This window comes from Enterococcus sp. AAFC-DPL-5146 (genome assembly GCF_058216635.1).
In genome coordinates this window covers 1,851,817-1,878,172 of sequence record NZ_CM177103.1, presented here as the reverse complement: position 1 = coordinate 1,878,172, position 26,356 = coordinate 1,851,817, and the positions used below count along the sequence as shown (strand labels likewise).

At 35.3% G+C, this 26,356-nt stretch carries 27 protein-coding genes; 23 read left to right on the top strand and 4 right to left on the bottom strand.

What is annotated here, in order from left to right:
• Positions 1-46: 46 nt before the first annotated feature.
• Positions 47-1,693 (bottom strand): alpha-keto acid decarboxylase family protein, encoded by a 1,647-nt coding sequence (locus AC4BB2_RS08600; protein ID WP_490472531.1) that lies wholly within the window; start codon positions 1,691-1,693, stop codon positions 47-49.
• Between the two features lie 268 nt (positions 1,694-1,961).
• On the opposite strand from AC4BB2_RS08600, the gene AC4BB2_RS08595 reads away from it, so the two are divergent.
• From AC4BB2_RS08595 to AC4BB2_RS08565, 7 genes are all read left to right on the top strand, one after another.
• On the top strand, positions 1,962-3,026 hold the full coding sequence (locus tag AC4BB2_RS08595) for an aspartate-semialdehyde dehydrogenase (RefSeq protein ID WP_490472530.1): 1,065 nt from the start codon (positions 1,962-1,964) through the stop codon (positions 3,024-3,026).
• A gap of 320 nt (positions 3,027-3,346) precedes the next feature.
• The gene (gene dapA / locus AC4BB2_RS08590) at positions 3,347-4,219 is read left to right on the top strand and encodes a 4-hydroxy-tetrahydrodipicolinate synthase (protein ID WP_490472529.1); all 873 of its coding nucleotides are present in this window, start codon (positions 3,347-3,349) and stop codon (positions 4,217-4,219) included.
• Between the two features lie 31 nt (positions 4,220-4,250).
• Positions 4,251-5,939, top strand: a complete 1,689-nt coding sequence (locus AC4BB2_RS08585) for a ribonuclease J (RefSeq protein WP_490472528.1) — start codon at positions 4,251-4,253, stop codon at positions 5,937-5,939.
• 305 nt (positions 5,940-6,244) lie between these two features.
• Positions 6,245-7,426 carry an AI-2E family transporter gene (locus tag AC4BB2_RS08580; RefSeq protein WP_490472527.1) on the top strand — a complete coding sequence of 394 codons (1,182 nt, stop codon included), beginning with the start codon at positions 6,245-6,247 and terminating at the stop codon, positions 7,424-7,426.
• A 213-nt stretch (positions 7,427-7,639) separates the two neighbouring features.
• Positions 7,640-8,203 carry an alkaline shock response membrane anchor protein AmaP gene (gene amaP / locus AC4BB2_RS08575; protein WP_490472526.1) on the top strand — a complete coding sequence of 188 codons (564 nt, stop codon included), beginning with the start codon at positions 7,640-7,642 and terminating at the stop codon, positions 8,201-8,203.
• A gap of 12 nt (positions 8,204-8,215) precedes the next feature.
• Complete coding sequence (locus AC4BB2_RS08570) at positions 8,216-8,449, top strand: DUF2273 domain-containing protein (RefSeq protein ID WP_490472525.1); 234 nt, start codon at positions 8,216-8,218, stop codon at positions 8,447-8,449.
• 27 nt (positions 8,450-8,476) lie between these two features.
• Complete coding sequence (locus tag AC4BB2_RS08565; protein WP_490472524.1) at positions 8,477-8,902, top strand: Asp23/Gls24 family envelope stress response protein; 426 nt, start codon at positions 8,477-8,479, stop codon at positions 8,900-8,902.
• Between the two features lie 96 nt (positions 8,903-8,998).
• Here the strand turns inward: AC4BB2_RS08565 and AC4BB2_RS08560 are convergent, their stop codons facing one another.
• Entirely contained in the window at positions 8,999-9,454 is a 456-nt protein-coding gene (locus AC4BB2_RS08560; protein WP_490472523.1) for a methylated-DNA--[protein]-cysteine S-methyltransferase, read from the bottom strand.
• Between the two features lie 91 nt (positions 9,455-9,545).
• Here AC4BB2_RS08560 and AC4BB2_RS08555 point away from each other — a divergent pair, with 91 nt between their 5' ends.
• From AC4BB2_RS08555 to AC4BB2_RS08520, 8 genes are all read left to right on the top strand, one after another.
• Entirely contained in the window at positions 9,546-10,925 is a 1,380-nt protein-coding gene (locus AC4BB2_RS08555) for a bifunctional metallophosphatase/5'-nucleotidase (protein WP_490472522.1), read from the top strand.
• Positions 10,926-10,959: 34 nt separating this feature from the next.
• The gene (locus AC4BB2_RS08550) at positions 10,960-11,619 is read left to right on the top strand and encodes a YutD family protein (RefSeq protein WP_490472521.1); all 660 of its coding nucleotides are present in this window, start codon (positions 10,960-10,962) and stop codon (positions 11,617-11,619) included.
• 6 nt (positions 11,620-11,625) lie between these two features.
• Entirely contained in the window at positions 11,626-12,396 is a 771-nt protein-coding gene (locus AC4BB2_RS08545; RefSeq protein ID WP_490472520.1) for a TIGR01457 family HAD-type hydrolase, read from the top strand.
• Positions 12,397-12,398: 2 nt separating this feature from the next.
• The gene (locus AC4BB2_RS08540) at positions 12,399-13,046 is read left to right on the top strand and encodes a TIGR01906 family membrane protein (protein ID WP_490472519.1); all 648 of its coding nucleotides are present in this window, start codon (positions 12,399-12,401) and stop codon (positions 13,044-13,046) included.
• Positions 13,047-13,227: 181 nt separating this feature from the next.
• Positions 13,228-13,848, top strand: a complete 621-nt coding sequence (locus AC4BB2_RS08535) for a MarR family winged helix-turn-helix transcriptional regulator (RefSeq protein WP_490472518.1) — start codon at positions 13,228-13,230, stop codon at positions 13,846-13,848.
• 146 nt (positions 13,849-13,994) lie between these two features.
• Positions 13,995-14,564 carry a DUF1836 domain-containing protein gene (locus AC4BB2_RS08530; protein WP_490472517.1) on the top strand — a complete coding sequence of 190 codons (570 nt, stop codon included), beginning with the start codon at positions 13,995-13,997 and terminating at the stop codon, positions 14,562-14,564.
• The gene (locus tag AC4BB2_RS08525; RefSeq protein ID WP_490472516.1) at positions 14,557-15,414 is read left to right on the top strand and encodes a DegV family protein; all 858 of its coding nucleotides are present in this window, start codon (positions 14,557-14,559) and stop codon (positions 15,412-15,414) included. Before AC4BB2_RS08530 ends, AC4BB2_RS08525 begins: the two co-directional genes overlap by 8 nt.
• Positions 15,415-15,613: 199 nt before the next feature.
• On the top strand, positions 15,614-16,279 hold the full coding sequence (locus AC4BB2_RS08520; RefSeq protein WP_490472515.1) for an MIP/aquaporin family protein: 666 nt from the start codon (positions 15,614-15,616) through the stop codon (positions 16,277-16,279).
• Between the two features lie 62 nt (positions 16,280-16,341).
• Here AC4BB2_RS08520 and AC4BB2_RS08515 read toward each other — a convergent pair whose 3' ends face one another.
• Complete coding sequence (locus AC4BB2_RS08515) at positions 16,342-17,109, bottom strand: SDR family NAD(P)-dependent oxidoreductase (RefSeq protein ID WP_490472514.1); 768 nt, start codon at positions 17,107-17,109, stop codon at positions 16,342-16,344.
• Between the two features lie 90 nt (positions 17,110-17,199).
• Here AC4BB2_RS08515 and AC4BB2_RS08510 point away from each other — a divergent pair, with 90 nt between their 5' ends.
• The gene (locus AC4BB2_RS08510; protein ID WP_490472513.1) at positions 17,200-17,574 is read left to right on the top strand and encodes a MerR family transcriptional regulator; all 375 of its coding nucleotides are present in this window, start codon (positions 17,200-17,202) and stop codon (positions 17,572-17,574) included.
• A 59-nt stretch (positions 17,575-17,633) separates the two neighbouring features.
• Here the strand turns inward: AC4BB2_RS08510 and AC4BB2_RS08505 are convergent, their stop codons facing one another.
• Positions 17,634-18,593 (bottom strand): S66 family peptidase, encoded by a 960-nt coding sequence (locus AC4BB2_RS08505; RefSeq protein WP_490472512.1) that lies wholly within the window; start codon positions 18,591-18,593, stop codon positions 17,634-17,636.
• 187 nt (positions 18,594-18,780) lie between these two features.
• On the opposite strand from AC4BB2_RS08505, the gene yycF reads away from it, so the two are divergent.
• The 7 genes from yycF to AC4BB2_RS08470 all read left to right on the top strand — a co-directional run bounded on the left by yycF (position 18,781) and on the right by AC4BB2_RS08470 (position 26,346).
• Positions 18,781-19,485: a response regulator YycF gene (gene yycF / locus AC4BB2_RS08500; protein ID WP_010764627.1), complete on the top strand. Its 705-nt coding sequence runs from the start codon at positions 18,781-18,783 to the stop codon at positions 19,483-19,485.
• 6 nt (positions 19,486-19,491) lie between these two features.
• A complete protein-coding gene (walK, locus tag AC4BB2_RS08495; protein WP_490472511.1) occupies positions 19,492-21,321 on the top strand; it encodes a cell wall metabolism sensor histidine kinase WalK in 1,830 nt (609 codons plus the stop codon).
• A complete protein-coding gene (locus AC4BB2_RS08490) occupies positions 21,318-22,628 on the top strand; it encodes a YycH family regulatory protein (RefSeq protein WP_490472510.1) in 1,311 nt (436 codons plus the stop codon). Before walK ends, AC4BB2_RS08490 begins: the two co-directional genes overlap by 4 nt.
• Positions 22,628-23,509, top strand: coding sequence for a two-component system regulatory protein YycI (locus tag AC4BB2_RS08485; RefSeq protein WP_490472509.1), 882 nt, complete (start codon positions 22,628-22,630; stop codon positions 23,507-23,509). Before AC4BB2_RS08490 ends, AC4BB2_RS08485 begins: the two co-directional genes overlap by 1 nt.
• Before the next feature lie 53 nt (positions 23,510-23,562).
• Positions 23,563-24,369, top strand: a complete 807-nt coding sequence (locus AC4BB2_RS08480; protein ID WP_490472508.1) for an MBL fold metallo-hydrolase — start codon at positions 23,563-23,565, stop codon at positions 24,367-24,369.
• A 205-nt stretch (positions 24,370-24,574) separates the two neighbouring features.
• Positions 24,575-25,483, top strand: coding sequence for a permease (locus AC4BB2_RS08475; protein ID WP_490472507.1), 909 nt, complete (start codon positions 24,575-24,577; stop codon positions 25,481-25,483).
• A gap of 14 nt (positions 25,484-25,497) precedes the next feature.
• A complete protein-coding gene (locus AC4BB2_RS08470; RefSeq protein WP_490472506.1) occupies positions 25,498-26,346 on the top strand; it encodes a TIGR03943 family putative permease subunit in 849 nt (282 codons plus the stop codon).
• The last annotated feature ends 10 nt before the right edge of the window (positions 26,347-26,356 follow it).

Here is a 26,356-nt window from a genome sequence, read left to right as displayed (position 1 = left end):
AGTCAATAGATTCGACTGGTATTGAATTGAGATAAACGTGTAAATATTAAGAATTTTGTTTGGCAAAAATCTTGGCTAGTTTTTTTAATAATTCCGGTGCATCTTCTTGATCCATCACAACTTCGATCCATTGTAATCGTTTTGTGTCATTTCTAGCTGTTTTCATAGCTTCATATAATTCAACTTCTGTTTTAACGTTGTAAGTTGCCACAGTATCGTTAGTACCGCCAAATACCAGTGGCAAATGTTGATAATCCCACATTGGAATATCATTGTATTGCTCTGTAGCACCATGAATTTCCCGCTCAACAGTATAGCCGTTGTTGTTAATAACAAAAATGATTGGTGATAGTTGTTCACGTAAGGCAGTTCCTAGTTCTTGAACCGTTAATTGTAGTGAACCGTCTCCAATAAATAATAGATGGCGACTATCTTTGTTGGCTATTTGGCTACCTAAGACAGAAGGGAAAGTATAACCGATTGATCCCCATAAAGGTTGACCGATAAAATGCATTTCTTTTTTTAAGGGAACATTCGTTAGTCCAAAGAAAGAAGTTCCTTGTTCACCAACCACTGTATCTCCTTGGACAAGGAAAGTTTCAACCATTTCCCAGAAATGGTTTTGTGTCAATGATTTAGTTATATTTTCTATATTTGATAATCGTTTTACAGGAATGATTTCACCAATAAAACCAGAATAATTGATTGTTTTTAATGCAGGAATAAACAGATCCAGTTGAATACCTGCTTGTTTTTTCCCATAGATGGATACCTCTGTACTTCCAATAGAAATAATTTGCTTATCAGTAAAGCCAAAACTAAATCCAGAAGTGGCTGAATCTGTTAATTTGACGCCTAAAAGTAGAACTAAATCGGCTTCATCAACTCTGCTTTTTAAAGGTTCTGTCGTTGGAGAACCGGAATAAGTGCCTAAATAATGTGGATCCTCTTCATTGAAGGCTCCTTTTCCAAAAGATAAAGTAGTCACTGGAAGATTGTATTGTTGAATGAAAGCATCTAAATGTTCCTCAAGATGATAACTTAAGATTTCATGGCCAGCGATGATAACTGGATTAGCTGAATTGCTTAGAGCTTTTTCTATAGTTTCTAAAAGTTCTGATTCAGCTTTCGTTAGCTCTTTTTGTCCAGTTAATAAAGGTGTATCAGGTTTAGATACCTCAATTTCTGCAATATCGATGGGCAAATTAATATAAACTGGGCGTTTTTTACTTATAGCGATCGTTAATATACGATCAATTTCTGTCAGAGCATTTTCCGCTGTTAAGTGAGCGCTTGCAGCGGTGACTTTTTCATGCATTTTTTCAAAGTGTAAAAAGTCACCGTCGCCTAGTGTATGATGAACAAGTTTTTTGCCTTCTTGAACAGTTGTTGTTGGTGAGCCGACGATTTCAATGACAGGCACGTTTTCTGCATAACTTCCTGCTAAACCATTGATAGCACTTAATTCACCGACGCCAAAAGTTGTGACAAAAGCTGAAACCCCTTTGGTTCTAGCATAACCATCCGCCATATAAGCAGCGTTTAATTCGTTGGCATTACCGATCCAGTTTAAATCCTTTCGAGCGGTGATATGGTCTAAAAATTTTAAATTATAATCTCCAGGAACGCCAAAAATATCATCGATCCCTATTTCTTTTAAACGATCTAGCAAATAATCTGCTACGGTGTACATCTAAAATTCCTCCTCTTAAAGCGTAACGGACCCGTTCAGCCCGCAAAACTAGGTAACACAAAATAAGTTGCTAAGCTAGTATAAAACTGTAAAAAAGATTAGTCGAATAAGTTGCATAGATCATAAGAACGACATTAAAGAATCATTTGAAATATATTATCTTTTATTTTGATGAAAAATCGTTTTACTTCCTATGTAGTAAAAGCCGATATTATGGTAAAATAGAAAAAGCAACTTTCTTCAGGAATTTGAGAGGAGATCAATAAGTATGGAAAAAATGTATAATGTTGCCGTGGTAGGCGCAACGGGTGCTGTTGGCACAAAAATGATTGAGATGTTACAAGAGACATCATTGCCAATTAAACAGGTAAAACTTTTAGCTTCAAAACGTTCTGCGGGAAAAGAAGTAACGTTTAAGGGGCAACCCCATGTAATCGAAGAGTTAGTGCCTGAATCTTTTGATGATGTGGACATTGCGTTATTTAGCGCTGGGGGAAGCATCTCAAAACAATTTGCACCAGAAGCGGTCAAACGTGGAGCCGTTGTGGTGGACAATACAAGCCATTACAGAATGGATCCAGAAGTTCCCTTAGTTGTGCCAGAAGTCAACTCAGAGGCATTAAGACGGCATAGAGGAATCATTGCTAATCCAAACTGCTCAACGATTCAAATGATGGTGGCTCTTGAACCAATTCGTAAAGTATACGGGTTAGATCGCTTGATTGTTTCAACTTATCAAGCAGTCAGTGGTGCTGGAATTAATGCTATGCAAGAGTTGAAATCACAAGCATTAGCTTATATCAATGGTACGCCTGCTGAAGAGTTAGAGGCTGATATTTTACCTTGTGGAGGAGATAAAAAACATTATCCAATCGCATTTAATGCGTTACCACAGATTGATGTTTTTTCAGACGCTGATTACACGTACGAAGAGTGGAAAATGATTAATGAAACAAAAAAAATCATGGAAGATGACAGCATCAAAGTCGTTGCAACATGTGTACGGATTCCTGTTTTATCTGGTCATTCTGAGTCGATTTACATTGAAGTTAAAGAAGAGGGATCTGACGTCAATAAAATAAAACAATTGATTTCAGATGCTCCAGGAGCAGTTTTACAAGATGATCCAAGTCAACAATTGTACCCTCAAGCTTTGACAAGTATAGACCGTAAAGAAACATTTGTCGGAAGAATTCGTCAAGATATTGACATCGACAAAGGTTACCATATGTGGGTCGTTTCTGATAACTTGTTAAAAGGAGCAGCTTGGAATTCTGTTCAAATTGCAGAAAAGTTACATGAGATGGATTTGGTTACTTTAAAACATAGTTAATCGTATGAACAGATGTTTTAAAGTACAAGTTATAGCAAAGTAGAAGGTTGTTACGAAAAAGTTATCTAGCTATGAGGATTAGTACTTCGAAAAAAGAAAACCATTGAATGTGACAAAAATCATCATAGTCAATGGTTCCTATTTTTTAGTCAGCGCTGAACGAGTCCTCTACACTTTTAAATGTTATCTAGCTACGCGGGCTAGTCTCTCAGAAAAAAGATAAAATCTGCCTGTGGCAAAAGCACCACAACCATATTTTCCTATTTTTCAGCTGAGATTGAAAGAGCCCGATACGCTTTTAAAATTAGGAGGTAGTAAGTATGAATTTAGAAAACGCAACGATTATTACAGCAATGGTCACACCTTTTGATGAAAATGGCGCAATTGATTTTGCTCAACTGCCTAAATTAGTGAAACATTTGCTTGATAATCATACAGAAGGTATTATTTTAGCGGGAACAACAGGGGAATCACCAACATTAACTCATGATGAAGAAATTGAGTTGTTTCATGAAGTAATCCGCTTAGTCGACGGACGAGTGCCGATTATTTGTGGTGTGGGAACCAATGATACAAGAGATTCTGTTGAGTTTGTGAAGGAAATTTCAGCAATTAGAGGGATCGATGCTGGATTAGCAGTCGTTCCATATTACAATAAGCCAAATCAAGAAGGATTGTATCAACATTTTAAAGCAATTGCTGAGGCCAGTGATTTGCCGATTATTTTATACAATGTACCTGGAAGAACGGTGGCAAGTCTTGATGTATCAACAAGTTTGCGATTAGCAGAACTGAAAAATATCATTGCTATCAAAGAATGTTTCGGTTTAGATGCACTGACCGAGTTGATAGAGAAGGCGCCAAAAGACTTTTTAGTGTATACTGGAGAAGATTCCTTAGCTTTTTCAATCAAAGCAATAGGAGGACAAGGGGTCATGTCAGTTGCAAGTCATGTTTTTGGAACTGAGATGTATGACATGTTCCAAGCACTGGATCAAGGTGAAATCAAGAGAGCTGCAAGCATTCAACGTAAGCTATTACCTAGAATGAACGCACTCTTTACAGTACCCTCTCCAGCTCCTGTAAAGGCCGTATTAAATCATATGGGCATATCAGTTGGCGAATTACGTTTACCTCTTGTATCATGTACTTCTGAAGAAAAGGCGAAAATTTTAAGCATACTGGATCTTTGATTCAGTATGAGAATATAGAGAGGTGAAACTAGTGAGTACAATAAAAATCGTTCCCTTAGGCGGCGTTCGTGAAAATGGTAAAAATATGTATATCGCAGAAGTGGAAGATGAAATTTTTGTACTGGATTGTGGATTAAAATATCCAGAAAATGAACTTTTAGGAATTGATGTAGTGATTCCCGATTTTACGTATTTGGAGGAAAATATTGACCGCGTTGCAGGAATTTTCTTAACGCATGGTCATGCTGATGCGATCGGAGCATTACCCTATCTTTTATCTAAAGTTCATGTACCAGTATTTGGGACGGAATTAACAATCGAGTTAGCAAAATTAAATGTAGGAGATCAAGCAACATCTAAAGACTTCAATGATTTTCATGTAGTTGATGCCCATACAGAAATTGATTTTGCCAATGCAACGATTAGCTTTTTCAGAACCACACATACGATTCCTGATTCTATCGGAATCAATTTAAAAACTAAAGAAGGCAACATTGTTTATACTGGTGATTTTAAGTTTGATCAAAGCGCAATTCCGATGTATCAAACAGATTTTGGTCGTTTAGCTGAGATTGGCAAAGAAGGCGTATTGACACTGTTAAGTGATTCTTCTAATGCTGAAAATCCAACCCAAGTGGTTTCTGAACTTCAAATCGCTGATGAAGTATTTGATACGATTCGCTATTGGGAAGGCAGAATCATCGTGGCTTGTGTGGCAAGTAATTTGCAACGTGTTCAACAAGTACTAGATGCTGCGCATCGTTCAGACCGTAAAATTGTTCTAACAGGTCAAGATTTCCAACGAATTATCAATACAGCAATTAAGTTAGATAAATTAAAATTACCAAGCGAAGATTTGATCATTAGTGTGAAAGATATGAAAAAATATCAAGCAGATCAATTAGTCGTTTTGGAAACAGGAACAATGGGCGAACCAATTAAGTCTTTACAAAAAATGGCGAATGGCACGCACCGTGTCATCAAAATTAAAGAAGGCGATTTGGTTTATATCACAACAACTCCGACAACTGCAATGGAAACAGCTGTGGCAAAGACAGAAGACATTGTTTATCGTGCAGGTGGTGTTGTTAAACAGATTTCTGATAATATGCGTGTTTCCGGACATGGAAATCCAAATGACTTACAGTTGATGTTAAACTTGATGAAACCAAAATATTTTATCCCTGTTCAAGGGGAATATCGTCAATTAGCAGCACATGCTGATTTGGCTCATGAACTAGGAATACCTTACAAAAATATTTTCATTACTGGTCGAGGAGATATTCTTGAATACAGTAAACAGAAAATGACCGTCGCTGGCAGCACAACAGCTGACAATATCATGATCGATGGAATTGGTGTTGGAGATATCGGGAATATCGTACTTCGAGATCGTCGGATTTTATCTGAAGATGGTATTTTTGTAGCTGTAGTGACAATCAATCGTCGTGAAAAAAGAATTGTTTCTCCTGCTAAGATTACATCAAGAGGCTTTGTTTATGTAAAAACAAGTAAAGACTTGATGCAAGAAAGCAGTAATATTGTAACTGAAATTGTTGAAAAGCATCTTGAAAGTAGCGATTTTGAGTGGAGTAAGTTAAAACAAGACATTCGTGAACAGCTTAGCCGTTACTTGTTTGAGCAAACAAAACGCCGTCCAGTAATTCTTCCAGTAATTATGGAAGCAACACAACGTAAAGGACGTAAAGCAACGAATTAAGATAAAAAGATCACTCAGTCAGTTAGTAGCGACTGGGTGATTTTTGATTCTATCTGTTAAAAATTTCAAAGTGAATTTTTTTTTACAGAAGCAGATTTTTTGTTACAATAAATGGAGTGATGTTATCTAATTTCATGAGTTGGACACGTTGATCTCACTAATTACTAAGGGCTAAAACCCCAATGAGTGAAGGGTACTGGAAAAGATAAAATCTGCCTGTGACAAAAAGAATCGCAAACCTATCTTTCTATTTTTCTACGGGATTTGAAGAGCTTATTATATTTTTAATTTAAGGAGGGAAGAAGATGGAAAAGAAAGATGAGACACGTTGGATTAAATTTCTTGGTGGAAAAAACTTATTATTTACACTAGTTGCATTATTGTTGCTAGGGGCAGTGATTTTTGTTTTTCATCAAGTTGGTTTTATTTTTGGCCCAATCGGTGTTGTCTTTAAAACAATTATTGGCCCAACGATTTTAGCCTTGATTTTATATTATTTGTTTAACCCATTGGTGAATTGGATGGAAAAACATAAAATCAAGCGAGTGTATGGTGTTTCAGCTATTTTTTTGATTCTAGTAACATTGATTGTTGTGGGAATTATACTTGTAGTTCCGATTCTACAAAAGCAAGTAGATGGACTAATCAAAAGTTTTCCCCAGTATATGATTGATTTAAATAAGATGATTACCGAGTTTTTCCATAATTCTGCGTTAGAGAAACCATTAGCAAATGCGCTAGCGGGAATTCAAAAATGGTTTGACAATGTATCCGATGGAATTGGTAGTTATTTCAGCAAAGCAGTGGAAGGTGCATCCACAGTGTTTTCTACGTTGACAGGTTTTGCTTTAGTAATGGTGACAGCACCAATTATCACTTTTTTCCTGCTAAAAGATGATCAGAAATTTTTCTCTTTTATTTTACAGATTGTCCCACCACGTTTTAGAAATGATGCCAAAGAAATTGGTGCAACGATGAGTAGTCAAGTAGGTGCGTATTTAAAAGGACAAATTTTAGTATCAATTGCGATTGGTGTTTTAACGTTTATCGGATTTTGGATCATTCAAATGCCTTATTCTGGAACCTTATCCATTATTGTGGGAGTAACAGCAGTTATTCCTTATATTGGACCAGTTATTGCATTTATACCAGCAGCGATTGTTGGGTTAATGGTTTCATTTGGAATGTTTATTAAAATGACAATCGTTTGGATGATAGTTCAAATGTTAAATGGGCATTTAATTGCACCGCAAGTCATGGGTAAACGTTTAGTTGTCCACCCATTGACAATTATTATTGTCTTATTGGTTATGGGGGATTTATTAGGGATGTTTGGCTTGATATTTGGGATTCCGATTTATGCGATTGCCAAGGTGTTAGTTACCTATATATTCCGTAAGTTTAAACAACGATATAATCAATTTTATGGTGATAGTGGGGAGTATGAAGATACGGAATTTTCTAAAGAAGAGTATCTTGATGAATAATATTGAAAAAAGTGGTCATTATCTGATTTTAAAATAAAAAACGATTATTTGTGATTCAGTGAGTAATAAGCTGGATATCAGATAATTGTTTTTTTATTCTCGAAACTTGAACCGTCGATTACAAAAGACAATTCGTATCTTTTGTAATACTTTTTTTTAGGCGTTACAATTTGATTAGTAGCAAAACAACTAGTCTTTGAAGGAGGGAAGTATATGAAACGGTTGTTAAAAATTATTTTTGCACTAATCATACTCTTGCTATTTGTGGGCACTTTGGGCTTACTTAGTCAATTGATCGACCTTCCGTGGGTGTCATATGAAGTAGATTGGCTTCTTTATAGCTATCCTTGGTTATTTTCCTTCTTTGAAGGTATTTTACTTGCCTTAGGGGTACTTTTACTTCTAAGTTTAGTGGTGGTTCTTTCCGTTTCTGGTCAAAGAAAACGCTTGGTCGTGAAGGAAGGCAAAAATCGGATTGAAATACCCAAAAGTACAGTGGAACAATTGGTAGAAGAGGCGTACAGTAAAATCATCCATCCAGATAAGACAAAAATGAAAATCAAAATCAAAGGAAAAGAAAAAGTAGCTGTCAATTTATGGCTTGACGTTCTTAGTAAAGAACGATACCAGCCGATGGCAGAAGAGATTAAGGCAGAGATACAAAGCGCATTATCTAATGCTTTGGAATCAATCGAGAGTCACGTAACCGTTCATTTAAGAGAAAAACAACCAGCAGAATCTACGACTTTCGGCAAAAAGAAATCACGAGTGATTTAGGAGGGGAAAGCAATGGATCAAGAGCAAAAAAAACGATGGTTTAAACTGCTTAAACCTTATCGTTTCCGGATTATTTGGACAACTCTGTTTTTCCTATTAGCTGTACTTTTGTTACTTATTGGCTTAGGAAAAACACTTGTTTTATTGATTTTTGCAGCAGTAGGTTATATCATTGGAAAAATGCGTGATGAAGACTTGGATTTTTATTCCTTGATAGATTCAGTAAGATCTATGATAGGAATTTAAAAACTATTTTTAAAGGAGGGAATGCAAGTGACAGAAGAGTTACAAAGTAATACTGGTAATCTAAAAACAAAATTGACGTTTAGTGATGTGGTTATCAAAAAAATCGTAGGTGTCATTATTTCAGATGTAGATGGTATTTTAGGATTAAGTGGTAATCTTTTTACTGATCTTGCCGATCGCTTTAGAGACAATGAAGACATCACTAAAGGAATTGATGTGGAAGTTGGGACAAAACAAGTGGCTGTTGATGTATCTGTGATTTGTGAATATGATGTGATTATGTCAACTGTTTTCGATCAAACAGTTGCAAAAGTAAAAGACGCCATTCACCATATGACAGGGTTAGAGCTTATTGAGTTTAATATGGATGTGGATGATGTTATGACAAAAGAACAATATTTAGAGAAATATCGTGGCAAAGATAGTGAAGAAAATAAAGACAACAAAGAATAAATTTTAAGTGAATTTTCATTCTATTTATACAACAACAACGAAAAATAATGGGCGAACAAAACGAGTGCCGTTTTGTTTGCTCATTATTTTTTGAATCTACAATGTATTTTCTATTTGTAGAAGAAATTTTTTTATACTAAGACCATCATGCTCAGAACTCCCTAAATAGCCAGTTAATTTTCCATTTTTACCAATTACTCGATGACAAGGGATGATAATAGGAATCGGATTTTTACTATTTGCTTGACCGATTGCTCGAACAGCTTTAGGTGAATTGACTGCTTGTGCGATAGCTAAATAACTACGAGTTTCACCATAAGGAATCTGATACAGTGCATCCCAAACTTTTTGTTGAAAGGGTGTGCCGATATTAATGGATAAAGGAACAGTAAAATTGGTTCGCTTCCCCGAAAAATACTCTGCTAACTCTTTTGCAGCTTGCTCAGTGTGCTGATTTGTCTGATGATTGTTAAGTTCAAAAAAAGAAACGGTTGTTAAGCCTTTATTATCAGCGTCCAACCAAATTGTTCCGAAAGGTCCATTGATTTTCATTTTTTTCTCCTTTTTTTAGCGGTTAGTTTATTATACTTCATCTGGAAGTATGGTACTATATTTTTATATACTAAAATCGGGGGACGAGACAATGGAAGAAATCGTTATCATGCATACCAACGATTTACATTCACATTTGGAAAATTGGCCCAAAATCAGACGATATTTAATCAGTCAGAGAGAAAAATATAGAAAAGCTGGAAAAACAGTAATCACGGTTGATCTTGGAGATTTCATTGATCGTTGGCATCCGCTGACAGAAGCAACAGACGGACAAGCGAACATAGAGTTGATGAATGAAGCAGGCTACGATGCTGCAACAATTGGCAATAATGAAGGAATCGGTAATTCCAAAGAACAACTGAATCATTTATACGATCATGGGAATTTTGATGTTTTGTTAGGGAACTTATTTGATTTAAATACAGGTGAAGCACCTGATTGGGTAAGGCCTTACAAAATCATAGAAACAAAAGAAAAAGTGAAAATTGGTTTGATTGCCTTGACAGCATCATTCCCTTTAACTTATGAGCCAAATGGTTGGTCTATTCACTCAACCAAAGACATATTGCCGCTTTTAATCAGAGAAGTTCAACCAAAATGTGATCTCTTGATTTTAATGAGCCACTTAGGAATCGATGAAGATATTAAGATTGCAAATGAGTTTCCTGAAATCAATGTTCTGTTGGGTTCCCACACACATCATGTATTCAAACAGGGCGAAAAAATCAATAACACTCAATTATCAGCTGCTGGGAAATTTGGTTATTATATTGGAGAAGTTCACTTAACCGTTGATACTGGACAGATCATTCACAGTGAAGCCAAAGCAGTTCCAACGGCTGATTTACCTGACTTGCCAGATGATCAAAGAGAGAGTGAAGACTATTTAGCTTTAGGTCATCAGTTGTTAAAAGCAAAAAAAATCGCTGATATCCCTCAGACATTGTCCTTTACCTTAAATGAGGAACAATCACTGATGGTAGTCACACTAAAGGCTCTGAGAGAAAGGGGACAGACGGATGCAGCAATTTTAAATAATGGCCTATTTTTGGCAGATATCCCTCAAGGTATCGTTGATGAAGATCAGTTACACGAAACCTTACCTCATCCAATGCATCTTATTCGGGTAACATTAACAGGAAATGAATTGATTCGTTTGGTTCAAGAGATGGAAAAGAACCGTCAGTACTTACGTAAATTTCCAATCACTGGGATGGGATTTCGCGGGAAAGTTTTTGGGGAGCTATACTATGATGGACTTGCCTACAATAAAAAGAAAAAACAAGTTCTTTGGCAGGGGCAGCCCATCAATTTAGAACAGAAATATACATTTACTACCGTTGATCATTTCATGTTTATCCCGTTCTTTCCGACAATTGAACTTGCGGGAGAGGTAGAATTTATTTTTCCAGAATTTCTCCGAACTGTTTTAGCAAACTACTTGAGTGCCCACTACCCAATCCTATAAAAACAAGGTATAATAAAATCTAGGCGGTGAAAAAATGACAGACAAAGTAAAGAAACCATACAAATCTAATAAACCAACTAAACATAAAGAAGAACCAGCAGCTACCTTAACAGAAGAAATAACTGCTGTCCTTGAAGAAATAAAAGAAGAACCTGTCAAAGAAAAGAAAAAAGGCGAAATCGTTACTGTTGTTGATGATATTCATTTAACGATTGGTGAACGTCAATATCTTTTAGTGAAGAATCATCGAGAGGCTTTTGATGCGGAAAGATTAGGAGAACGCTTTAGTGATGTTCTTTCAAGATATGATTATATTGTAGGTGATTGGGGATACGATCAACTTCGTTTAAAAGGATTTTTCAATGAATCAAATCGTAAAGCTTCACCAGAACAGAGAATTGACACACTGGAAGATTATTTATATGAGTACTGTAATTTTGGCTGTGCTTACTTTGTAATCGAGCGAATTGGCGGAAAAAACGAAAAGCCACAACCTCGTCGCAAGAAAACAAATAAAAAACCAGTAAATCACAATCAAGCTCATACAGAAGAAAAACGTGTACCAGTAACAAACAAAACGAAACCAGTGATTAAAAATCGTAAAGAAAATGAAGTGAAAAAACCAGTCGTTGGTAAACAAGATAGTGTTTCTAGCCAAGGACGTTCATTTACTATTCGTCAACGTGAGGAGTAATCATCTGTGAAAAAGCATTATCAAGGATACTTAATTGATTTAGATGGCACGATTTATTTAGGCAAAGAAGTTATTCCAGCAGGAAAACGATTTGTAGAACGCTTGCAAGAATTGAATTTGCCTTTTCTTTTCGTGACGAATAATACAACAAAAACACCAGAAGCCGTTGCCAATCGACTAGCGCAGGAATTTGATATTCATGTATCTGCTAAGACTGTTTACACAGCAAGTTTGGCAACAATTGACTATATGAAGGAACAAGGCAAGGGGAATCGAGTTTTTGTGATTGGTGAGTCTGGGCTTGTTGATTTGATTTTATCTGCAGGTTTTGAATGGGATGAAGAACAGCCAGATTATGTTGTTGTCGGATTGGATACTAATATTCATTACGAAAAATTTGCAACAGCGGCTCTTTGTATCAGAAATGGTGCAACATTTATTGGTACAAATCCTGATAAAAGTATTCCGACTGAACGAGGCTTATTGCCTGGAGCAGGTTCGTTTGTTTCGTTAATTCAAACAGCAACACAACAAGAACCCGTTATGATCGGCAAACCAAATGCCATTATTATGAATGAAGCGCTAAAAGTTATGAAGTTGGATAAAGAAGCTGTTATCATGGTCGGTGACAATTATGAAACGGATATTCAATCTGGTCTTAAAAACGGTATTGATAGTCTGCTGGTTTTATCTGGTTTTACCTCTAAATCAGCTGCTGCAAGCTTACCTGAAAAACCAACTTACATTGTTGAGTCTTTAGATGAGTGGGATTTTTGATTATGAAAGTAAAAGAAAGAAGCTGGATTTGGCTTGAGAGAGCGGGTCTTTTATGTTTGATTTTGACTATTATCTCTTTAGCTATTACAATTACGATTAATTTTCGTTTATTGTATGTGATTGATATTGATTCGTTGAAGATTTTAGATTATGTGTCAATGGATAAGTCAACCTTATTACAAAATTATGATCAATTAATGGCATACTTAAATAATCCCTTTAATCACACCTTGAAATTATCGGATTTTCCAGTTTCTAAAAGCGGAGCATTTCATTTTTATGAAGTAAAACGTCTATTTTTACTTTGTTATGGAGTTCTTGCTATAACAGTCATTCCAAGTGGTATTTTTCTTTTTCGGCTAATTAAGCAGAGAAGAGTATGGCGTTTGATTCGTCCATTTCAATGGGGAATGCTTATTCCAGTATTCTTTGGTATCATGATGGCAATTGGTTTTGATCAGTTTTTTGTCGCATTTCATGGGTTCTTTTTCAATAATGATGACTGGTTATTTGATCCTGTGACAGACCCCATCATTAATGTATTACCAGAAGAATTTTTTATGCATTGTTTTATTTTGTTCTTTGTTTTATTGGAGTTATTCTTTTTTATTGGCATTGTTTTTGGAAAACGAGAGTTGAAAAAAATATAGAATTTAATTAAGTGGTTAGAAGCAGAACGATCGAGTTTGCATCTAACCTCTTTTTTATTATGCAGGTAACTTTATAATAATTGATTACTTATTATTATTTAGTTGTTGACTTTTTAATCAGGTACCTTTATAATAAAAGACAGGTACCTGAACTATACTGTATTTTATGGAGGAATCAATTATGGAAAAACAAACATTGATGAAACAATTTATTAGTTTGCAAGCAATGATGCAAAGATATTTTATGAAACGACGCAGAGAACATGGGCCTTTTGGCAATCCTCATAGAGGACAAGGTAGAATCCTGAATTTGTTAAAGCTAAAACCTGAAACGACTCAAAAAGAATTATCTTATTTACTAGATATGCGCCCACAATCTTTAGGTGAATTACTAGGGAAATTAGAAAAAAAAGGCTATATCAGTCGTGAGCCCTTAGAAAGCGATCGACGAGTGATGGTCATTCGCTTAACAGAATCAGGAATGACAGCAGCTGATAATAGTGAACAAGAAGAAAAAAACATATTTGATGTTTTAACAGAATCAGAACAAGAGTCCTTCCAAATAATTATGAGTAAATTACTTGAAGCTTTGTATGATGAAATACCTGAAGAAGAGAGAAACTTTAAAGGTCATCATGCTCGAGGTAGACGTGGTCGCGGTTTTGGTAATCCTAGAAAAATGGAGCCAGATTTTGACCCTCATGGAGGATATGGCTCACCTGATTTTCCAAATAGAGGAAAATTTGGATTTGATCCTTCTAAGCAGGATGCGAAAGAGGATGATGGATTTAACGATTTTTAAGGGATGGTCAATTTAAGATATTAAAGCAAGCTTGCTAACTAAAGAAAGCTTGCTTTTTTCTTAACATTCAATCTAGTTTTAGAAACTAGATTGAATGTTTTTCAAAAAAATGTTAAACTGTTTTTGTAAGTAGAAGGAGGGATCTTGTGAATGAAATAAAAACCTCTTTGCAAGTCTGGGGAGAAGAATTAGTAGATGTTCATTTGCCGAGATGGCATGAATTACCTGAAATAGAATTATATATGGATCAAGTGATTACGTTAGTTGAACGCTATTTATCTCCTGTTATTCTAAAAGAAAAGCACACATTGCTAACATCATCAATGGTCAATAATTATGTGAAATTAGGATTGATTCCAGCACCCAAGAAAAAACGATACAATCAAAAACATTTAGCATTTTTAATAGCTATTACGTTGTTGAAGCAAGTATTAACCATACCAGAAATCAAGCAAGGAATTATTTTTCAAGGTGCAGCTGTTGGTATTCGTGAAGCATATAATCTGTTTTGTGATGAACAGGAGGCTGCATTAGCAGTTGTTGTTTCACAAGCATTAGGAAACAAACCAATTGCCGCTTTTGAACAACCAATTCCTTTTGAATTTATGGTAGTAAAAGGTGCGACACTATCTTTTGCAACAAAATTATTTACTGAAAAAGTCATTGAACTAGAACAAAAATATTTAGAAGAAAATGGAGAACAAGAGAATGAATAAAGAAAAAATTGCCTTATTAGTTGATTCAGGAACAGATGTCCCGCAAGAATTAGTTGAACAATACGGAATGTATATGATTCCTTTACAAATTATTTATAAAGATCGTATTTATACAGATAAGGTAGATATTACACCGGAAGAAGTCTATGAACGTTTGCCGATAGAGATTCCAAGTACTTCTTTACCAGATGGTGAAACGATTACAAAAATTTTTGAACAGATCAAAGCAGACGGTTATGAAAAAGTTCTAGCTGTGACGATTTCTAGTGGGTTAAGTGGAACCTATAATGTGGTTCGATTGATTTCAGAGGAGTTTGAAGGTCTAGAGACATATGTTTTAGACACAAAAAATATTGGGATCGGCAGCGGTCTGCAAGCAATTGAAGCAGCTAAATTAATAGAAGCAGATCTTTCTTGGGATGAAATCAAAACAAAATTGACTAGCAATGTTGCTAAAACAAAAGTATTTTTCAATGTTGCAACGTTGGAGTATTTACAAAAAGGCGGACGAATTGGTTTAGTTGCTTCTATCTTAGGAAATGCGTTGAAGTTAAATCCAATTATTTCTTGTAATGGAGATGGGGTCTATCACACGGTAGCTAAAGCTCGTGGTAGAAAGAAGAGTTTAGACAAGACATTTGATTTAGTCAAAGCCTTTGTTGGAGATCATAAGAAATTTGTTTTAGCAGTTGCTCAAGGACAAGCAGTAGAAGAAGCAGAAGCTTTTTACGAAAAACTGAAAGAGCAATTTCCACAAGCAGAAAAAATTTATTTTGGTACGATCAGTCCCGCTTTAGTTGTTCATACAGGACCAGGGCTTTTAGGGATTGGTATCCAACTTTTAGATTAATTTTTGAATATACCAACAATGTACATTAATCCGATGTCTTTTGTTGGTATATTTTTTCATTTCCTTTTATGATTAAATTTGTCAAATAGATTAAGATATTACTTACTAAATTTTCCTTTAATTTTAGTTGAAACTATCATGAAAATTTTCGTGAGTATGGTAATCTTTTGAAGCAGTAAAATCGAAGGGAGAAAAATTTATGAAAAAAGCAATTGCAGAATGTCTTGGAACATTTATCTTGGTTTTCTTTGGTACAGCAACCGCGGTATTGGGAAATGGAATGGAAGGTATTGGTACAACAGGGATCGCTTTAGCATTTGGCTTAACGATTATTGCAGCAGCCTATAGTATTGGTACAGTGTCTGGTGCTCATTTAAATCCAGCAGTATCATTAGGTATGTGGTTCAATAAACGTATTTCAACGATGGACTTGATTTACTACGTTGTTGGACAAATCGTTGGTGGTTTGATTGCATCTTTTACATTGTTGACTATTTTGAAGGCCTCTGGAAAAGAAACAATAAACTTAGGCCAAAATGCCTTTGGTGACTTGAGTGCAGTTGGTGCTTTAACAGTTGAAATTATTTTAACATTTATTTTTGTTTTGGTTATCATGACTGTAACAAGTGCTAAAAAAGGCAATGCAAAACTTGCAGGAGTAGTGATTGGTTTAACTCTAACCATGATTCATTTAGTTGGGATTCCACTAACTGGTACATCTGTCAATCCAGCTAGAAGTTTAGCCCCAGCAATCTTTGTTGGAGGCGAAGCATTATCGCAAGTTTGGGTATTTATTGTAGCTCCACTGATCGGCGGTATACTTGCAGCTTTAGTTGGTAAGTACTTGCTTGATACAGAAGAATAAAAAAGAAAATAAAACTTGCCTGATGGACTAATTCTGTCAGGCAAGTTTTTTACGTAAATGAGTTACAAATTTTTTATGCCAGTTTGATAATAATCGAAGCGTGGACCGGATAAATTAAACTCAAAAGTATTTCGATCAACAAGTCCAACAACCTGTTGACTTTGATAAAGTTCTACAAGAAAATGAGCCATTTCTTTGGCTGTGTGAAACTTAGAAAATCCTTCATTATAGTTATAAGAGGTGGAACCATTGGCAACTTGAGCAAACTCTGTTTCAGTAGCGGCAGGAGCTAAAACTTTGGCTTTGAGAGGTGCACCTTTAGCTTGTAATTCAAGAGAGAGCCCTTCAGTAAAAGCACTCACATAAAATTTAGTAGCACAATAGGTTGTTGCATTGGGGATATTTTTATAACCGCCTGCTGAAGAGACATTAATCAATTGAGTTTGTTCTTTATTTTCATAATCAGTGACATAGAGAGTTGATAATAAGGTAAGTGCTTCAATGTTTAAGTGAAGCATTTGATTTACTTTATCTAAGTCCTGATCTGCGACAGAATGATAATAACCAAAACCAGCATTGTTAATCCAAGTCTCAATGTCGTAAATTTTTAGGTCATTGTACATTGTCAAAACCGTTTCCCATTGTGATAAATCAGTTGTCTTGATGATAATATCTAAGCTAGGATTTTCAGATAAAATTTCCTCTTTCAAGGTAGTAAGACGATCTTCTCTGCGAGCAATCAAAATAAGATTTTTCCCCATCCGGCTAAATGCTTTTGCTGCTTCTAATCCAATTCCTGAACTGGCTCCTGTGATTGCTGTATACTTCATAATTATTTCCTCCTAAAAAATAGAATTGATGGTACAATTGAATTATAAAGTTTAGAGTCATCTCTAAAGCAAGGAGAAAATAAAAAAAGGATGAAAAAAATGTATACAATCAGTGAATTTGCAAAAAAAATTGGTATTAGTGAACATACATTGAGGTATTATGAAAAAGAAGGGTTAATCGAGCCATTAAGAGATGAACATAATTATCGGGTTTATGGGGAGAAAGAATTTGATTGGGCAACTTTTGTGATTAAATTAAAAAATACAGGAATTTCTTTAAAAGACATCAAAAAATATACTGAGTTAAGAAAACTAGGTGATACAACAATTACTGAGCGCAAACAGTTATTATTAAACCATCGTATAAAAATCGTATCTGAATACCAAAAAGTCAAAAGTCACCTTGAATTATTAGATGATAAAATAACTTTATATGAACAATGGGAAAAAGAATACAAAAAATAAATCCACTAATGTCAATTTTACTCTTAAATGAAGTGAAGTTGACATTAGTGGATTTCAATTTAAAAAAAGGTGAGTTTTTTCTGAGAGGTATCAACAGTTACTTGATCACCAATAGGAATGGTGAAAATCGGTTGAGTATGACCAAAATTCATGTCATAAATAACAGGTATCTCACGTAATACAGGATATTTTCTTAGAACAGCTAAAAGTCGTTCTTCTGTCATTTCAGTTTCTTTAGGGAAACGTCCAATTAATAACGCCTGAGGATGTTTCACAACTTGTAATAACGAAGACAAACCACGTGCAAAATCATGATAATCATTTTCTTCCGCACTTTCAATAAATAAAATTGATCCTTCTAGTTTAGGTAAAAAGCGAGTACCAAAAAGTAGCTGGAATGTACCCAAATTACCGCCATAACAAATGCCAGTTACAGGCTTAGAATGACTATAAACTTTCCAATCATTTGCAAGTAATGTTCGTTTAGAATCCGGTAAATACCATTCATCTTGACTCCATGAATCAGAAGCGCAAACGTCAAACGCTTTTTCATCGGACGTTGCATGCAAAAAGAATTCTGTTTGATACTCTTGCAGTTCGTCCATTTGAAAACTAGAAAAATGCGGGCCTACGTAAGTAAGCAATTTTGTTTTTGCAGTAATTGCATTACATAAAGCCGTGATATCACTATAACCGCAAAAAATTTTAGGGTGTCGTTTAATTAATTCAAAGTCAAGGTAAGGGAGCAACTCATTGCTGTTAAAGCCGCCGATTGCTGTTAAAATACCTTTGACATTTTCATCTGAAAAAGCTTCATGTAAATCTTTGACTCGGCTCATGATAGAAGAAGAGCCAAGGATATCTTGTTCATTCGTGTGTTCAGAAAAAGTGACGTTAAATCCTAATTCTGTCAACTTTTTCACAGCTGCTTCAGTTCCCAAATCCGTTAATCGTAAAAAACTACTAGAGGGGGCGATGACTCGAATTTCATCACCAGGTTGTAATCTTGGTGCTTTCATTTTTATCGCTTCCTTTAAAAAATCTTATTCTTAATTATAGTCGGAAAGCCTAAGTTTTTGCAAGGTATAGATAAGAAAAGAGTAAGGAGTCTTTTATCAAAGGTGAAACAGTGGACAAAATAAGGTATAATAAGGGAGAATATGGTTAAACAACGAAAAGACAAAAGAAAAAAGAGGTGCCTCTTATATGAAAAAAATATTAGTTGTAGATGATGAAAAGCCGATTTCGGAAATTGTGAAATACAACCTTACTAAAGAAGGATACGAAGTATTTACTGCTTATGATGGTGAAGAAGCAGTCGAAAAAGTGAAAGAAGTTGAACCAGATTTAATTATCTTAGATTTGATGCTTCCAAAAATGGACGGACTTGAAGTGGCTAGAGAAGTTCGTAAAACCTACGATATGCCTATTATTATGGTGACGGCAAAAGATTCTGAAATTGATAAGGTTTTAGGTTTAGAATTAGGTGCAGATGATTATGTAACCAAGCCTTTCTCTAATCGTGAGCTTGTAGCCCGTGTCAAAGCTAATCTGCGTCGTGGTGCAACTAGTGCCAAAGAAGCCGAATCAACAACACAATCAGAATTAACAATTGGTGACTTAACGATTCATCCAGATGCTTATATGGTGTCAAAACGAGGGAGCAAAATCGAACTGACACATCGTGAATTTGAATTGCTTTATTATTTAGCCAAACATATTGGTCAAGTGATGACGCGAGAACATTTACTGCAAACGGTTTGGGGCTATGATTATTTTGGTGATGTTCGTACAGTGGATGTAACCGTACGTCGCTTAAGAGAGAAGATCGAAGACAGTCCAAGCCATCCGACTTATTTAGTCACTCGCCGTGGTGTCGGCTATTATCTTCGAAACCCTGAACAGGAGTAGTGATTTATGAAGAAAAAAGTTCACTTTTTTCAATCGGTAAACTTTAAGATAGCCTTATCATTTATTTTGTTACTATTGATTGCAATCCAAATCATTGGAGGCTACTTTATCCGAGAGTTAGAGTCAACAACGATCAATGATTATAAAAAAAATGTTGATTTACAAGTAACTCAACTAGCTAGCACATTGAGTACGAAACTAGGAGAAAAAGATCGAGATCGCTCAGAGATTGATGCTAATTTAAAGAAAACATTGAGTGATTTCTCAGCCTCTGAAACGATCGAAGCCCGTGTTGTTGATGATAAAGGAATTGTTCGTGCGACGAGTGATTTGAATCAGCAAGGAATCGTTGGTAAGAAGAATGATTATCGTGATTTAAATGACTTCAGTGCTAAAAAATATTCAGCCATGGATAAAGATAAACGTGTATACATCAATGTTCAGCCTATCCAATCCCCGACTGGCGACACAGTCATCGGGGTTCTTTATGTTAAAAGTAATATCGAAGGAAAATATCAGGAAATTACAGATACCGCTCGTATTTTCTTTACGGCTTCGCTTATTGCTGGAGCGATTTCAATCATTGTAACACTGTTGATTGCTAGATCAATCACCCAGCCAATTGGTGAAATGAGAGAACAAGCACTGCGGATTGCTAGAGGTGATTACACTGGTAAAGTCAAAGTCTATGGAAAAGATGAGTTAGGACAGTTGGCGGAAACCTTCAACCAATTATCTGAACGAATTGAAGAGGCACAAGAAACAATGGAAGCCGAACGGAATCGCCTGGACAGTGTGTTAGCTCATATGACGGATGGCGTTATTGCAACAGATAGACGAGGTAAGGTCATCACTATCAATGAAATGGCACTTTCTTTACTAAACGTCAAAGACGAAGGTGTGATTGGTTCTTCGTTGTTGGAGCTTTTAGATATTGAAACAGATTACACTTTACGGAAATTACTGGAAGAACCTGAGGAAATACTGATTGATCGTTCGTCGTCTTCAATGGAAGAAGACCAAATGATTATTCGTGTTGATTTTGCAATGATTCGTCGGGAATCCGGCTTTATTACAGGTCTTGTTTGTGTTCTTCATGATGTAACAGAACAAGAAAAAAATGAACGAGAACGTCGAGAGTTTGTATCAAATGTTTCTCATGAACTAAGAACACCTTTAACTAGCATGCGAAGCTATATCGAGGCATTAAGTGAAGGGGCTTGGGAAAATCCTGAAATTGCACCAAATTTCTTGAATGTTACATTGGAAGAAACGGATCGAATGATTCGAATGATCAATGATTTGCTAAATCTTTCAAGGATGGATTCAGGTAATGGTGAGTTACAGTTAGAGTACGTCAATTTTAATGAATTGATTAATTTTGTATTGGATCGTTTCGATATGATGGTGGAAGCCAATGATAAAAATTATACCATTCACCGTGAGTTCACGAAACGTGATTTATGGGTGGAACTAGATACAGATAAAGTCATTCAAGTATTGGATAATATCTTAAACAATGCTATCAAATACTCTCCTGATGGTGGAGAAATTACTTGCCGTTTGTTGGAAACTCATAATAGTGTAGTATTCAGTGTTACGGATCAAGGTCTAGGGATTCCAAAAAAAGATGTAAATAAAGTTTTTGAACGATTTTATCGAGTAGATAAAGCTCGTGCCCGGGAACAAGGTGGTACTGGACTTGGTTTAGCCATCTCAAGAGAGGTAGTCAAGGCTCATAACGGAGCGATTTGGGTGGAAAGTCAAGAAGGTCAAGGTTCTACCTTTTATATATCCTTGCCTTATGAACCTTATGAGGAGGATTGGTGGGAATGAAAAAAACAGAGCGAATCGTACGAATTGGTTTAGTTTTTTTAGTGCTGTTGAGTCTGTATCTTTCAGTTAGTATCTGGATCAGTTCAGCAAAAAAAGAACAGCCAGTTAAAAATGATCCTAAACTTGCCACTCCAGTTGTAAATGAACGGCTGGATACAGATGTATTTTTACCATTACGTTTAGTCAGAATGCAGGATGGCAAATCTGAAATGAACAACAGTGAAAATCTGATTACGAATATTCAAAACGAAATTAAACATAGTACCTTTGGTGAATTAGTCCAAACAGTTCAGGGGAATTCAGAACAGTTTGAAAAATATCTATTAATAAATCAAGGATTTGAGCTATTATATGAAGGTCCTTTTTTGTTAAGCGAGTATACCTCGGTATATGATCTAGATCTTAAATTAGCAGATATCAACGATAATGAGGATATTTATTTTACGTGCATTCAAGTTGATTTAAGTCAAAATAAAATTCGTTTCTTGGATTTTAACCGTAAAGATATCTATGAAGCGTCAATTACTATTGACAACGAAAAAGTATTAACCTTAATGAATAAGGTTGGTGTAAAATACAATCAAATATCGGAGCAACAGGCTATCGCTGGAAAACATTATTTTATGTCAGAAGATTTAAAAATGAAAAAATACAGTTATATCTTAGCTTCTCAGCCGGTCACTAAGTTCCGCAATGCATTTTTTACCAATCCTGATGATATTCAAACAAATGAAGATAGTAAGGATCTGTCTTATACCAGTGGCAGTGAGCGATTGATTGCGGAAGAAAAACTTGGAACAATCAAATTTAATGGTGAATTAGGAACTCGAACGCCCGAAGATAATATCTATTCGGACAGCTTTAATTATGTAAAAAAATTAGGCACAAATATGGGGAATATTCGTTATTTTGATCGAGTTAATTCTGAGGTCAATTACCGCACGTTTGTCGAAGGTTATCCCGTTTTTAGTGAAAATGACAAAGGGCAAGTTCGTGTTACGATTGGTAATGAGAAGGCAGAAAAAACAAGCGTTGTAATCGAAACAAGTGTGGATACGATTCAAGTACCGATTCCATCAGAAGAAGAAGTTGTTTTGAAAAGTACAGAAAACTTGTTGGAACAATTAGCTGCAAACGGTGCTGATTCAGGGAAAATCAATTCAATGGTAATCGGTTATACGTGGCACAAGATTGAAGAGATTACACAAGTTGTCGATTTAACTCCAGAATGGTACATTCGCTATGATAACAAATGGTACCCAGAACGTGAATTATTGGAACATCTGGCGAATTTGGAGGTGGAATAATGGACTTCAAACGAATCGAATGGATTTTCTTCCTCGCATTTTTAGGTTTAAATATGTTCCTCTTTGGTATTTATCAAGAAGGATTAAAAGAAGAAAGCAACGTTTCTTTTTCAGATCAGACTGACAGTATTGAAAAACGTCTAGGCAAAGATGGAATTACCTATAAAAATGCTCTTTCTAGCGACAAAATGGAAGGGTACTATTTAAGTGGGGAACAAACAAACTTTGATGAGGCGATTCAAAATGAACGTGAAACAAGAGATCGGAATTTCTTTAGAAATGGAGTCGAATTAATCGATAATTCTTTAATCGGTTATCCTCAAATGAGCAACAGCCAAACTAGTTATTTTATTGATGAAAAAAATGTAAACAAATCACTTGAAGCTTTTTTAAATAATAAAGACAGTGTTCTTTTTGGTAATCAATATCACTATTTACCTGAGTTTTCTAGTTTAGATGGGGAATTTCCCGAAGTGATTGTTTCACAAAATTATAAGGATATTCCTTTTAAAGATGATACAGCACAAATTTCATTAAAACTAGAAAAATCAGATGAATCTGCAGGAATTCATAAAATTTATAAATATACCCAAACTCATATCCAGGGGATAGAGGAATTACGGGATAAGATGGATTTATCCTCTGAGCGTGATGCCATAGAAACGTTGTATATAAATAATAAGATTCCAAGCAATTCAAAAATTTCCTTTAGAGAACTAGCGTATACGAGGATTTATAAAATTCGTGAAAAAAATGTTTATGTTCCTGTATGGTTTATCGGTATTAAGTCCAATGGAAGTAATCTACAAATCGAACAAGTAAATGCCATGAGCAATACGATTATTACAAACAATACTGTCCCAAAGGTGGAAAATCGTTAGCGATGGTTGTATAATAAGTAGCTGTAGACTAAAGAAGGGAAGCGAACAGATTAATGAGTCAAGAAAAAGCTTTTAATATCAGCATTCTTGCTAGCGGAAGTACAGGTAATTCCCTTTTTATTGAAACAGAAAACAAAAAGCTACTTGTAGATGCCGGATTAAGCGGAAAAAAAATTACTTCATTACTGGCCGAAGTCGATCGCAAACCAGAAGATTTAGATGCTATTTTAGTTACCCATGAGCATCGAGATCATATTCATGGTGTAGGAGTACTTGCTAGAAAATATAAATTAGACGTTTATGCAAACGAAAAAACATGGGCAGCAATGGACCCTTTAATCGGAAATGTCGCACTTGAGCAAAAACATATATTCGATATGGGTAAAGTTTTGACTTTTGGTGATATGGATATCGAGAGTTTTGGGGTTTCACATGATGCTGCAGCACCACAGTTTTACCGTTTCTTTAAAGATAACCGTTCGTTTGTCATGTTGACGGATACTGGTTATTGTAGCGATCATCTTCGAGGAACGATCAAAAATGCGGATGCCTATTTAATCGAAAGTAACCATGAACTAGAGATCTTGCGGATGGGTCCTTATCCTTGGAGTTTAAAGCAGCGAATTTTGGGAGATAAAGGTCATTTATCTAATGATGATGGTGCCTTAACGATGGCTGATGTGATTGGTGATCAGACGAAACGAATTTATTTAGGGCATTTAAGTAAAGAAAATAATACAAAAGAACATGCTCGGATGGCAATGGAATCAATTTTAACTGAAAAAGGATTAGGAGTTAATTTTGATTTTAATGTATATGACACAGATCCAGAATCAGCGTCAGAATTATTTGCAATCTAAGTGACTGGGTAAAACAAAACTAAGTATTGGTTTTGTTTTACTCTTTTTTTATGTGTGGAATATATTATAGAACTTTTAATAAATGCGGCATTATCTTGTTTTTTTTTTGCAGGTGCAGTATAGTTAACTATATTTTTGAATGTTAAAAAGCAGATGTAAAGATACAGTTACTGATGTTATTTTTAACAGCAGTAGGAGGAATTAGATGTTTCAGTTTTTACCTCATTCAGTTTTGCAAATGGGCACGATCTTTTTATCAATCGTAATCGAAGCGTTACCTTTTGTTATGCTTGGTTGTGTGATATCAGGTGCGTTGCATGTATTTTTAACCCCAGAAAGAGTTAAAAAATTATTACCTAAAAATAAACTTTTATCAATCATTGTAGGGAGTTTTCTTGGTTTCTTTTTTCCATCTTGTGAATGCGGCATTGTTCCGATTGTTCATCAATTTGTGAAAAAGGATGTGCCAACATATACTGCATTTGCATTTATGATCACGGCACCAATTATTAATCCAATCGTCCTGTTTTCTACTTTTATTGCTTTTGGAAACTCAGTGGAATTTGTTATTTGGCGAGTTTTAGGAAGTATGTTAGTGGCATTAGTTGTCGGTGTTTGGCTAGCTTATATTAATAAAGAACCTGTTTTACAGCAATCTGCTCTTAATGATGCCTGTGCAATTGAAGAAAATCATCATCACGATCATGAGAAGGAGACTTTTTGGCACAAGTGCTGGTCTGTATTGACCCATGGAATTGATGAGTTTTTCGATACGGGACGTTACTTGATTTTTGGTTCTCTTTTAGCAGCTGCAATGCAGACGTATTTACCAACAGGAGCTATTTTACAATTAGGTCATACAAAAATTTTAGCTATCTTAGTTATGCTTGTATTAGCCGCTACGTTGTCATTGTGTTCTGAAGCTGATGCATTTATTGGCTCGTCTTTATTGAGTTTATTTGGTAGTGGACCAGTTGTCGGCTTCCTTGTTTTTGGACCAATGGTGGATATTAAGAATTTATTGATGATGAAACGTTATTTTAAAACATCATTTATGTTGAAATTTGTTGGTATCGTTACGGTAGTTGTCAGTCTTTATGCGTTAGCAATCTAAGGAGGGAAGAATAAATGATTCGATTTTTGATTTTGGTAGGATATACGATTTTAATGATGTACCTACAAGTGTCTGGCAGATTAAATCAATATATAAATGTTCATTACCAATATTTAGCGATTTTATCGATGGTGCTTTCTTTTGTTCTAGCGATTGTTCAACTGATTATTTGGAATAAAGAAGGGGATCAAAAAACAACTGAATACCATCATCATGACCATGATGAACACGACCATGGCTTAAATAAACCTTATCAAAAGGGGATTGCTTATCTGTTACTGTCGTTGCCTTTGATTGTTGGATTTATGTTTCCAACAATTAGTTTGGATACCTCGATTGTTGAAGCAAAAGGCTTTAATTTTCCTTTGAGTAAAGAGTCTGTCGGAGATCCGGATGTCCAAACACAATACTTAAAACCTGACACGAGTATTTATTTTGATAAGACTGATTACAATGAACAGATGAAAAAAGCGTTGAGTAAATATGTTAAAGATAATCATGTAGCAGTTACCGATGAAAATTATTTAGAAGTCATGGAATTAATCTATAATTATCCAAGTGAATTTATAGGTAAGACCATTTCTTATAAAGGTTTTGTTTTTAATTCTACGCAAAATGAGCAAACGGCTGCTTTTGTTTTCCGCTTTGGTATTATTCATTGTGTAGCTGATTCTGGTGTGTTTGGATTATTGACGCATATGCCTAAAGAACAATCATTTAAGAATAATGATTGGGTGGAACTGACGGGAACAATCCATTCAAACTACTATTCACCATTTAAGCGAGAAATCCCTGTTGTAGATGTTACGAAAGTAAAACAAGTAGAAACACCGAAAAATCAGTATGTCTATCGTTCGTTTTAAAAAAAGTACC